This window comes from Algicella marina (assembly GCF_009931615.1).
Classification (GTDB): domain Bacteria; phylum Pseudomonadota; class Alphaproteobacteria; order Rhodobacterales; family Rhodobacteraceae; genus Algicella; species Algicella marina.
In genome coordinates this window covers 2,566,237-2,576,945 of the sequence record NZ_CP046620.1, presented here as the reverse complement: position 1 = coordinate 2,576,945, position 10,709 = coordinate 2,566,237, and the positions used below count along the sequence as shown (strand labels likewise).

General features: G+C 62.6%; 9 protein-coding genes. 3 read left to right on the top strand and 6 right to left on the bottom strand.

What is annotated here, in order from left to right:
* Positions 1–54 precede the first annotated feature (54 nt).
* Entirely contained in the window at positions 55–2,253 is a 2,199-nt protein-coding gene (locus GO499_RS12800) for a PAS-domain containing protein (RefSeq protein ID WP_161862545.1), read from the bottom strand.
* Positions 2,254–2,315: 62 nt separating this feature from the next.
* Entirely contained in the window at positions 2,316–3,740 is a 1,425-nt protein-coding gene (gene regB, locus GO499_RS12795) for a sensor histidine kinase RegB (RefSeq protein WP_161862544.1), read from the bottom strand.
* A gap of 116 nt (positions 3,741–3,856) precedes the next feature.
* On the opposite strand from regB, the gene GO499_RS12790 reads away from it, so the two are divergent.
* On the top strand, positions 3,857–4,483 hold the full coding sequence (locus tag GO499_RS12790; protein WP_161862543.1) for an SCO family protein: 627 nt from the start codon (positions 3,857–3,859) through the stop codon (positions 4,481–4,483).
* A gap of 24 nt (positions 4,484–4,507) precedes the next feature.
* Here GO499_RS12790 and GO499_RS12785 read toward each other — a convergent pair whose 3' ends face one another.
* The 4 genes from GO499_RS12785 to petA form a co-directional block, all read right to left on the bottom strand.
* The gene (locus GO499_RS12785) at positions 4,508–5,260 is read right to left on the bottom strand and encodes an SDR family oxidoreductase (RefSeq protein ID WP_161862542.1); all 753 of its coding nucleotides are present in this window, start codon (positions 5,258–5,260) and stop codon (positions 4,508–4,510) included.
* A gap of 161 nt (positions 5,261–5,421) precedes the next feature.
* A complete protein-coding gene (locus tag GO499_RS12780) occupies positions 5,422–6,216 on the bottom strand; it encodes a cytochrome c1 (protein ID WP_431309902.1) in 795 nt (264 codons plus the stop codon).
* 20 nt (positions 6,217–6,236) lie between these two features.
* Positions 6,237–7,577 (bottom strand): cytochrome b, encoded by a 1,341-nt coding sequence (locus GO499_RS12775; RefSeq protein ID WP_161862540.1) that lies wholly within the window; start codon positions 7,575–7,577, stop codon positions 6,237–6,239.
* A gap of 15 nt (positions 7,578–7,592) precedes the next feature.
* Positions 7,593–8,153 carry a ubiquinol-cytochrome c reductase iron-sulfur subunit gene (gene petA, locus GO499_RS12770; protein WP_161862539.1) on the bottom strand — a complete coding sequence of 187 codons (561 nt, stop codon included), beginning with the start codon at positions 8,151–8,153 and terminating at the stop codon, positions 7,593–7,595.
* Between the two features lie 174 nt (positions 8,154–8,327).
* Between petA and GO499_RS12765 the strand changes: the two genes are divergently transcribed.
* Together GO499_RS12765 and GO499_RS12760 are read left to right on the top strand one after the other, a co-directional pair.
* Positions 8,328–8,795, top strand: coding sequence for a tRNA (cytidine(34)-2'-O)-methyltransferase (locus GO499_RS12765; protein ID WP_161862538.1), 468 nt, complete (start codon positions 8,328–8,330; stop codon positions 8,793–8,795).
* A gap of 174 nt (positions 8,796–8,969) precedes the next feature.
* Entirely contained in the window at positions 8,970–10,613 is a 1,644-nt protein-coding gene (locus GO499_RS12760; RefSeq protein WP_161862537.1) for a TadE/TadG family type IV pilus assembly protein, read from the top strand.
* Positions 10,614–10,709: the final 96 nt, after the last annotated feature.

Sequence of the window (10,709 nt, the reverse complement as noted above, 5' to 3'; positions counted from 1 at the left end):
GCCCGGAGAGTGCAACCCCCCGCGGCGCTCCGCAAGGGGCGAAGATACCGCCGTTCAGGAAACCACTTTCAGGCTGTTGGGTCTTCGATCGGCGCGTGGAGTGAAGATGGGCAGCGTGAACGAGAACTGCACGTCATCGACCGCCCCGGCAGTATCGATGATCAGATTGCCGCCGAGATCGGCAACCAGCTTCTGCAGAAGAGTGCGGCCCGAGAACCGGGCGTGTTCGGCGACGATCGGCTCCGCCGCGGTGATGGCGAAGTGGAGCTTGATCTGGTTTTCCTCCAGCGTGCCACTCAATTTGACGACACTGCCGGGAACGGCACTGCCCGCGGCGGTGAGGGCGAGACTCCAGACGATCTGGCGCAGCGTGACGTTCCAGTGTTCGTAAATGCTGAGATGAGGCCACGCGGTGCGGTCTACCTCGTAGCCCATGCCGGTCAACAGCGCTTCGATCTTGTCGATGGTCGAGGCATTGCGATCCAGTCCAGGCAGTCCCTCCGCCATTTCGATCCGCGAGAGCATCGCTACCAGTGCCAGATCGTCCGGCAGGCCCTCGGGCAGCACTGTCGTCGGTTTCAGCGACACGGCGCTGTTGCCGAAACGATCCTCCAGATAGGCGGCGACGCTGTTGGCGGTGGCATGTCCGCCGGAGCGGGCCGAGTACGACTCCTCCCGGTCGCGCAGCTTGTGGAAGATTCCCATGGCGGAACCGTCAGGCAGGGTGGTGAATCGCGCTTCCAGCAACATGCCGTTCTTCATCGGGATATCCGCCGTCCAACTGCTGCGGCTGTGGGCGCTCTGCACGAAGTTTCGCAAGCGGTTCCAGATCGGCGTACAATCACTGAGCGCTGACATGTGGCCGACAAGGTCCTTGAGTATCGGCGCGTTGAGCGAGCCCATGCTGCGCATGTTCCACATCTGGTCGAAAGCGGTGTTGGAAAAAATCAGCGCGCCGGCCGTGTTGAAGACGACGACACCGTCCTGCAGGCAATCCAGTGTGGTCTGACTGATCTCGATCTCCTGCCGGTAGCGCCGCTCCAGCATGATCTGGACGGAAATGTCCTCGAACATGAAAACGAGAGCGCCACCCGGATGGTGGCGCACGATGACACTGATGACCTTGCCGGAGGGAAGCGTCCAGTCTTCCTGATAACTGGACGGATTGCCCTTCTGCCCGAGGTTCAGCAGCGCATCGCGCCATTCGGTGAAACTTCGCATTTCCGGCAGGCGGCGGTGATGGCGCAAGCCGTCGAGAAAGGCGCGGAGACTAGGTTGCTTGGCAAGGGCGACCGGGTCGAGATCGAACAGGATGGCCAATGCCGGGTTGAACATCGTCAGCGATTGCTTCTGGCCGAACACGGCAAGGCCGATGTTGAGATGGGCGAATGTATCGGCCAGCGTGTTCATCAGGTTCTGCAGCGCCTCGCGGGCCCGTATCTCCTCCTCTGCCGGGATCAGGGCGAGATGCGTTGTCCCGCTCTTGCCGGGAAGGGCACAGGTGCGGAACCAGTCGAAATCCTTGGTCTGCCCCGGCCATGCGATGGGCCGGGCCGGCGGATGCGCCAGAATTTCGGGGATATCGTGGGTCAGCGGCCGGCTGTCGGCGTAGGCCGTGAACGCCTCGTTGTGCCAGATCCGCTCGCCCTCCGAATCGAATTCCGCCAGTGCCAGCGGCATCGCCTCCGCGTGCCGCTGCAGTTCGTCCAACTCCAGCTGAAGTCGCGACGCACGCGACGCAGCGGCGAACACCTCTTCGGTTTGCGGCGTTGGACGAACGACTTCGATTTCCACGGTCAGGCCGACAGGCTGGCCCGAAATCTGCACCGGCGTTCCATCAGAAAGGCAGGCAAGGCGCTTGAAGCTTGTACCATTGTCGATCAGGGCGGACAGTGCGCCGCCGATCACCTCCGACCCGTTTTCGAAAAGCGCCTCGAAATCCTTGCGGGAAAGCACCGGCAGCAGGGAATGTGGCCAGACGTCGGCGTTGTCGGAACCGATGTTGTTCAGCACCTCCGCATGCGTGTCGCAAAGCCGGAATACGGTGCTCCCGGGATTGGCGTCCTTCAGCATTTCCTCCAGTTGGGAAGCTTTCCGGCGGACGCGCAAAAGGGACAGGAGCCAGAGAAGATTGAGGCAAAGCAGCGCGAGACATGCCAGCAGCCACATACCACGGGGCAGGGTTTCGCCCAGAGTTAAAAGGGCCGTTGAAACCCACTGGCCGGACACGAAGAGTGGCGACAGCGCCAACATGACGTTAACCCCTTATTTACCCGGGTTATCGCCCTTCTTTGTTAACCAAAGGTTAAACTTTTTCAGGAATTCGTCAGCGCGGTGTTGGCTTCCAGCGGCCCGCGGGAGACATCGCGCGGCACGTCGAGGACGCCGCGTTGCCACACTGCCTCGACGATCGCACCCGAGGGTTCGGCGCTCTGGGGTTCGACCTGTCCCCCGTCATCGGGCAGCCCGTTGACAAAGGTCAGGGTGGCGCCAGTGCGTTCCAGCAATGTCTTGGCGATGAACAGGCCGAGACCCATTCCCTGATAGCCTGGTCGGCGCTGCTGACGCTTGGCGGCGCTGCGCCGGCGGACGAATGGGTCGCCGATGCGTCCGATAAGGTCCGCGGGGTAACCACGACCGTCGTCTCCGACGCGCACCTGCAATTTCTCCTCTGTCCAGCCCATGTCGATCCAGACGGAACTGTAGGCAAAGTCGACGGCGTTCTGCACGAGGTTGCGCAGGCCGTGAATTACTTCCGGGCTGCGGGAAATGTCGGGTTCGTCGGGGGTCGCCTCCGCCTCCGGCCCGTCCTGCCAGATACCCTGTACCCGCAGATAGACGGTAATGCCCCGGTTCATGTGGGGGGCCGCAGCCTCGCCGACCACAGCGCTCAGCGGAGCGAAGCGCACCAGGGTGTCTTCCTTGCCGACCTTGCCCATGGAGGCAAGAATGTCACGGCAGCGGTCGGCCTGGGTTCGGATCAGGATCGCATCGTCGCGCAGTTCCGGAAAATCCTCCAGTTCCTCCGCCAGTTCGGCGGAGGCCAGCTTGATGGTCGCCAGTGGCGTGCCCAGTTCATGTGCCGCCGCCGCCACCACGCCACCCAGCGCTGTCAGTTTCTGTTCACGCTCCAGCGCCAGCTGCGTGGCAGTCAGAGCCTCGGACATCGAGTTGCTCTCCATCGTCACCCGCCGGGCATAGACGGAGAGAAAGACAACCGAGATCGACAAGGCGACGGCATTGCCGAGAATGATGATCGGCGGAATGGCCAGCAGCACGCCATCGGCGGTGTGCAGTGGAATGTTGAACAGCCCGAGCAGCGTGATCATGGCCAAAGTTACTGCGCCGAGCAGCAGCGTCGAACTCAGCGTCAGCACCGTGGCACTGATGATCGTCTGCACCAGCACCATGACGGCAAACGGGTTGGCCAGCCCGCCGGAAAGGTAGAGCAGCGCCCCCAGCTGCGCGAGATCGACGAGCAGCACCAGCGTTGCGTCGCGATGATTGAGGCGCTTGTTTTCCGGGTGGATGACGGTGGAACCGATGTTGAACAGCGCGGAACCGGCGATCAGCAGGAAGACGAAGTCGAGCCGCAGGTCGATGGCGAGGAACTGGGTGGCAACAACGATGGCGATGGTCTGGCCCAGCACTGCCAGCCAGCGCAGGTAGATTAACGTGCGCAGGCGCACCCAGTCCCGCCGGGCACGGATCGGCATCAATGCTGGCTGAACCGCTGTCATGCCTTCCTCTAGCAGAGCGCCCGGCGCCGTGCCAGCGCCGGCGCACGCAAGCGTGAGGCACCTGCTGTTGCACTTTGCAGCAAAGCGCGGCATCGAAGACGGCGAAGGAGATGCACATGACCCGGATCTACGCACTGCTGGCCCTGGCCATCACCACCCTGATGCTGGCGGCGACGGCTGCCTATGTGCTGATCGGGCGCGGCGGGGACAGGCTGGCCGGTTGCGGCGGCGGTACCGTCGTTGCCGGTGCGGAGACGATCGGCGGGCCGTTCGAACTCACCCGGCAGGACGGCGTGCGGGTGACGGAAAAGGAAGTCATCACCGGACCGACGCTGATCTATTTCGGCTATACCTACTGCCCCGATGTCTGTCCGGTGGACACGGTGCGCAATGCCGAGGCGGTCTCGCTGTTGGAGGAGCAGGGCATCGACGCCGTGCCAGTGATGATTACCGTTGATCCGCAGCGGGATACGCCGGAGGTGCTGGCGGACTACACCGGCTGGATGCACCCCCGCATGATCGGCCTGACCGGCAGCGAAGCGGAGGTCGACGCGGCAGCGAAAGCCTACAAGGTGTATTACGCCAAACGTGGGGCCGGTGAGGATTACCTGATGGACCACCTGACCTTCACCTACCTGATGGCACCCGACGAAGGGTTTCTCGATTTCTTCGAACGTGATGCCACAGCGGAGGAAATCGCCGAAACTGTCGCCTGTTATGCGGATCTGACTGGCGGCGTTTAGCCGCCGCGAACAGACCGGCACGCGTCAGGCCAGACCGATACGCGCCCTGATGGCCTCGTCACGCAGGCTGACATCGCTGCCAGCGAATTCTGTGGCATCTTCGCTGGCCAGCCACATGATTGCGCGCGCGGGCCAGTCGGGCGGAATGTGGGCGGAAGGGTCCAGCTGGCTGACCGGGTTGATGCCGGAGGCGCGGATCTTCACCTGCATGTCGGTCGCCACCGTACCGGGCGAAAGCCCGACGACGCGTACGTCGCCCTTCGCCTCGCGGTCGGCGCAGCGGGTCAGCATCGCCGCGGCCGCCTTGGCGCTGCAATACTGGCTCCAGCCCTCCAGCGGGCTGGTGGCGGCACCGGACGAGATGTTGACGATCACGCCCTTGCCCTGCCGTTCCATCAGCGGCATCGCCGCCCGTATTCCGTAGAAGGTGCCCTTGTAGTTCACATCCGCCGCCGCCGCCCAGGCTTCCGGATCCGATTTCGCCAGCGGGCCGATCGGGTCGATGACGCCAGCGTTGTTGACCATGACATCGAGACGGCCGAAACGGGATTTCGCCAGCTTCACAAGACCCTCGACCGATGCCCAGTCCGCCACGTCGACCGTCTGCGCAACGGCGTGGCCGCCGGTGGCGTTGATTTCCTCGGCGATGGTCGCGATCGCCTGCCCGGATCGGGCGGCGAGCACGACATTGGCGCCCTCTGCGGCAAAGGCGCGGGCCGTGGCCTCGCCAATGCCCCGGCTTGCTCCGGTGATGATAACGGTCTGGGCTGTTGGCATGGGGGCTCCTCCTCGTCAGGTGCAAGGATGGGTGTTTCCGGCGGAGCTTTCAAGGCGGCAATATGTGGCGGTGGTGCGGATTCGCGCCCCGGTACCGCAAATGAAAAAGGCGGCCCGTGGGCCGCCTTCCGTTCGTTGCCGATGCCGTGCGGCAAACAGGCTTACTTGTGCTTGCCCTTGTGCGGCGCCCACAGCTTCTTGTTGGTGAGGTACAGGCCGACCGTGACCAGCGCCAGCCAGAGCACCACCCAGATGCCGGTCGACTTGCGTGCTTCCAGCTTCGGCTCCGCGGCCCACATCAGGAATGCGGCGACGTCCATCGCTTCCTGTTCGATCGTTGCAGGTGTGCCGTCGGCATATTCCACGTCGTCACCGTAAAGCTGCTGTCCCATGCCGAGGTAACCGCCATAGGCAGTGTTCTCGTAGAGCAGGGTGCCCGCTTCTTCCTTTTCCTCACCGGTGAAACCGGTGTTGAGCGAGGCGATGTATTCCGCGCCACCCATGCCATTGAACAGCTGCGACAGGCCGGTGCCGAGCGGGCCGTGGAAACCGGCGCGGGCCTTGGCCATCAGGCTGAGGTCCGGTGCGTTGGCCACCCCGGATTTCGGAAAATAGTCCGTGGGCCCGGCTTCACGTTCGTCACCCGGCTGCGCATCCGGCCCGGTATCGGGCACGAAGAAGTTCGCGGCGTAGGCACGAACCTCGGCATCGGTATAGCCCAGATCCTCGAGCGCGCGGAACGGTACATAGCGCAGCCCGTGGCAGCCGGAGCAGATCTCGGTGTAGACCTGAAGGCCGCGCTGAAGCTGATCCTGGTCGTAGGAGCCGAACGGCCCTTCGAAGCTGAAGGAATAATCGGTGATGTGCTGTTCCTCGCCGCCGGCGGCGAGAGCAGCCGGGGCACCGGCCAGAAGGCCGATACCGAGGAGGGCGGACAAGAGCGTTGTGCGTTTCATCATTCTGTTCCGTTCCTGTCTTACTCGGCCGGGGTGGCAGTGGCGTCGCTGCCGTCCGTGCCGCCGTAGTGGGCCTTGAAGTCCTCTTCGATCGTTTCCGGCCGTGCCAGCGGCTTCTCGATCACGCCGAGGATCGGCAGGATCACGAGGAAATAGCCAAACCAGTAGGCGGAGGCGAGGAGGGAAATCGAGGCGTAGGGCTCCTCGGCCGGCATCGCGCCGCACCACATCAGCAGGATGAAGTCGAAGCACAGGATCCAGAACCAGATCTTGAACTGCGGCCGGTACCGCCCGGAGCGGACGCTGGATGTGTCGAGCCACGGTGCCAGCGCCATGACGGCAATGGCGCCGAACATGGCCAGCACACCGAAGAACTTCGCATCGACGATCCCGCCGGTGATGAAGCTGGCGAACTGCACGATCCAGACATCGGCCGTGAAGGCGCGCAGGATCGCGTAGAACGGCAGGAAGTACCATTCGGGCACGATGTGCGCCGGCGTCGCCAGTGCATTGGCCTCGATGTAGTTGTCCGGGTGGCCAAGGTAGTTTGGCATGAAGGCGACGATCGCGGCGAATACCGCGAGGATCAGCACCAGCGCGAACAGGTCCTTGATGACGAAGTATGGCCAGAACGGCAGCGTGTCCGCCTCCGCGTCCTTCTTCGATGTGCGCCGCACCTCCACACCCGTCGGGTTGTTGTTGCCCGTGGTGTGGAAGGCCCAGATATGCACGACGACAAGGCCGGCGATCACGAACGGCAGCAGGTAATGCAGCGAGAAGAAGCGCGTCAGCGTGTAGTTCCCCACGGCCGGTCCGCCGAGCAGCCATTCCTGAAGGGTCGGGCCAACGCCCGGAATTGCGCCGAACAGGCCGGTGATCACGGTGGCGCCCCAGAATGACATCTGCCCCCAGGGCAGCACATAGCCCATGAAGGCAGTGGCCATCATCAGCAGGTAGATGAGCATACCGATGATCCACGTGACCTCGCGCGGTTCCTTGTAGGAGCCGTAGAAGAGGCCGCGGAAGATGTGCATGTAAACGGCGACAAAGAACAGCGAGGCGCCGTTCATGTGGACATAACGCAGTGCCCAGCCGCCGTTCACATCGCGCATGATGTGCTCGATGGAGGCGAAGGCCAGCGTGGTGTCCGGCGTGTAGTGCATCACAAGGGTGATGCCGGTGATGATCTGGAGCGCGAGGCAGAACGTCAGGACAATGCCCCAGATCCACATCCAGTTCAGGTTTTTCGGTGTCGGGATCGTCAGCGTCGAATGCAGGATGCCGACGATTGGCAAGCGCCGGTCCAGCCACTTCTCGGCGTCGGACTTGGGCTCGTAATGATCGTGGGGAATGCCACTCATCTGTCTTTTCCTCCCTTAGCCGAGCTTGATTACGGTGTCGGAGATGAACTCCGCGACCGGCACTGGCAGGTTTTCGGGTGCGGGGCCGCGGCGAATGCGTCCGGCAGTGTCGTAGTGGGAGCCGTGGCAGGGGCAGAACCAGCCGCCGAAATCACCGGCATCGCCCAGCGGCACGCAGCCGAGATGGGTGCAGACACCGATCATCACCAGCCATTCACCGGCTTCGTCAAGCGTGCGGTTCTCGTCCGCGGCATCGGCGGTGGACGGGTCGTTGGCATTGCGGGCGAGTCCGTCGGGCAGCGAGGACACGTCGACCGAACGGGCCTCCTCGATCTCCTCCGGCGTACGGCGGCGGATGAAAACCGGCTTGCCGAGCCACAGTTCGGTAATCTGGCTTCCCGGCTCCAGCCCGCCGACATCAACCTGTATGGAAGACAGCGCCTGAACGTCGGCACTCGGAGCCATCTGGGTTACGAGTGGCCAGACAGCCGCTCCTGCCGTAATTGCCCCGGCGGCACCGGTGGCGACATAGAGAAAGTCGCGGCGGGTGCCGTGGTCTTCTTCCATATTTGCCATTGGGCGTTTCTCCTTGTTCTGCCGCTTCGGGCGTGGTGACTTCGGCGCAGACCGCACCTCGCGGTGATGTTACACCGCTTTCAGCGGTTTCCTAGAGGACAAGTCGCCTCTGGTCCAGCGGACTTTGCGCCGCAGGTGGCCCGGCACGCGGGGTATTTGGAGAGAGTTGAGAGAATGTTACGCCTCTGCGCCTTTCAGCCCGATATCGCCCAGAACCTCGGCTCCATGATCCGCATCGGTGCCTGTTTCGGTGTGCCGGTGGACGTGATCAGCCCCTGCGGCTTTCCGTTCTCGGTCAAGGCCCTTCGCCGCAGCGCGATGGACTATGCCGATATCGCAGAGGTGGTTCATCACGATTCGTGGGATGCGTTCCGCGCAGGCAGGACGCCGGGACGATTGGTGCTGATGACGACGGCGGCAGATAGCGACCTTTGGGATTTCTCCTTTCAGGCGGGTGATACCCTGATGATGGGGCGCGAAAGCGCGGGCGTGCCGCCGGAGGTGCACGCCGCTGCGGATGCGCGTGTGCGGGTGCCGATGCCCGGTGGCGGCCGCTCTCTCAACGTCGCTGTGACCGCTGGAATTGCCGTAGCGGAAGCCATGCGGCAGCTTGTGTCCGGCGAGCACGAAACCAAATATTAAGCTTACTGAATAATGACTTACTGGGTTTTGACTGCCATTAACCTGCCCTGATTTAGAACGATTCCGACACCTTCCGGTCGAAGTTTGGTCAATCGTTCTGATTAAACAACCTCGACGGGCGGTGTCCGGCTGCATGAGCCGTTTTGACAAGTAAGCCCGGGTAGGTGGTGAAACATGGATAAACTGAAACAGACTCTGCGCGACGAAGACGGGGCGATCATGCCGATGATTGTCCTGCTGTTCCTGACGATGGTCGTGATGACTGGCATGGGCGTTGACTTCATGCGCCACGAAGCCGCGCGCGCGGACCTTCAGAATGCACTGGATCGTGGCGTTCTGGCGGCAACCTCCCTGTCTCAGACGCTGGCACAGCGGGAAGAGGGCAAGTCCCAGGAGCAGCTTGAGCAGGAGAAGAAGGAACTTATCCTCAGCTACATGAAGGCACGCACGTTCGACCGTGCCGTTCCCGCCGTAAATGTCCGCATTCCGGATGGCCTCGCCGATTACGAATCCGCGGTCGAGGCCTCCGCCTCCTATGATCTGGACACCTTCTTTCTGAAAATCGCCGGTTTCGGAGAGATGAAGATTCCGGCCGCCAGCTACGCCGAGCAGCGCCGTCTCGATATCGAAATCGCGCTGGTCCTCGACGTTTCGGGCTCGATGCTGTCTTCCTCAAACGTGCCGGTGGATCCGAACAACCCCCGCGGTGCCAAGAAGATCCGCATGCAGGCAATGCAGGATGCGGTGACAGGTTTCACGACCGATCTGTTCGAGGATCAGGAACTCGGCCAGACCCTCGTTTCCGTTGTGCCGTATACATCCAACTCCTCGGCCAATGCGTTCATGGCGGAACACTTCAATCTGCAGCCGGTAAAGGATTTCCTGTTCGTCCACGACTATTCCTACTGCTTCCAGTTCAACACCGAAGGCACCGGCGGCAACTCGACTGTCCGCAACAACCCGGATTTCTCCCGCGTGGAGATCCGCGGAAGCCTGGGCGATGTTTCGCACCGGCAGCAGCAGCATTTCCCGGAAGTCACCCGCGGGCAGGGTCAGTACTATTTCAACAACGAGCATCGCTATGGCTGCCCCGTTGCCGAAAACCGGATCATGCCCTACGCCACCAATGCCAGTGACGTCGTGAGCATGGTCAATGGCATGAAGGCCGAGAACTACACGGCCACCTATTCCGGAGTGAAATGGGCGGCGGCGCTTCTGGATACGTCGTCCCGCGGCCTCGTGACCGATATGATCGATCACTCTCACGGCCCGACCGATCCGCGCGCGTCGGTGGCGCTTCCGTCTGAATACGACGGCTGGCCCCATGACTACACGGACAACACAGCGCACAAGTACCTGATCATCATGACCGATGGTCGGAACACCCAGCAGCGCCGCATCATCAACGATTCGGACTACTACTCGCCCACACCCGGCTACAGCGACTGGCGCCTTCGCCGCGAACAGCGCGAGCGGCTGGAGCGCTGGAACAACGCATGGTTCGGTGACAACAACGATGGACTGAAGGACTCGGAGGCGGTGGTCAACAATGTCGAGGGCGACAACCTGACCGAAATGATCTGCGATGCCGCGAAGGAATCCGCGGGCGGTGGCAACCTCACCATCTTCACCATCACCTATGCACTGTCGAACGATACCGCCGGCAACGCCGCGCGCGATGTGATGCGCCACTGCGCCACGGATGCATCCACCGATTTCTTCGACATCGGCGCGGGCGACGACCCCAAGGACGCGTTTGACGCCATCCAGACCCGGCTGACGTTGCTGAAGCTCTCGCTGAACGACGACGACCGGTAAGGGCGGCTCCCCGCTCTCCAGCGCCGGAGAATATAAAAAAGGGGCGGCGGACACTGTGTCCGCCGCCCCTTTTTCGTTTCCGTCGAACGGGCGCCA

What these genes read in the sequence shown, in the direction of transcription:
- GO499_RS12765 (WP_161862538.1), top strand. Translation starts at nt 8,328, where the DNA reads ATGTTACGCCTCTGCGCCTTTCAGCCCGATATCGCCCAGAACCTCGGC.
- regB (WP_161862544.1), bottom strand. Translation starts at nt 3,740, where the DNA reads ATGACAGCGGTTCAGCCAGCATTGATGCCGATCCGTGCCCGGCGGGAC.
- GO499_RS12800 (WP_161862545.1), bottom strand. Translation starts at nt 2,253, where the DNA reads ATGTTGGCGCTGTCGCCACTCTTCGTGTCCGGCCAGTGGGTTTCAACG.
- petA (WP_161862539.1), bottom strand. Translation starts at nt 8,153, where the DNA reads ATGGCAAATATGGAAGAAGACCACGGCACCCGCCGCGACTTTCTCTAT.
- GO499_RS12780 (WP_431309902.1), bottom strand. Translation starts at nt 6,216, where the DNA reads ATGAAACGCACAACGCTCTTGTCCGCCCTCCTCGGTATCGGCCTTCTG.
- GO499_RS12775 (WP_161862540.1), bottom strand. Translation starts at nt 7,577, where the DNA reads ATGAGTGGCATTCCCCACGATCATTACGAGCCCAAGTCCGACGCCGAG.
- GO499_RS12790 (WP_161862543.1), top strand. Translation starts at nt 3,857, where the DNA reads ATGACCCGGATCTACGCACTGCTGGCCCTGGCCATCACCACCCTGATG.
- GO499_RS12760 (WP_161862537.1), top strand. Translation starts at nt 8,970, where the DNA reads ATGGATAAACTGAAACAGACTCTGCGCGACGAAGACGGGGCGATCATG.
- GO499_RS12785 (WP_161862542.1), bottom strand. Translation starts at nt 5,260, where the DNA reads ATGCCAACAGCCCAGACCGTTATCATCACCGGAGCAAGCCGGGGCATT.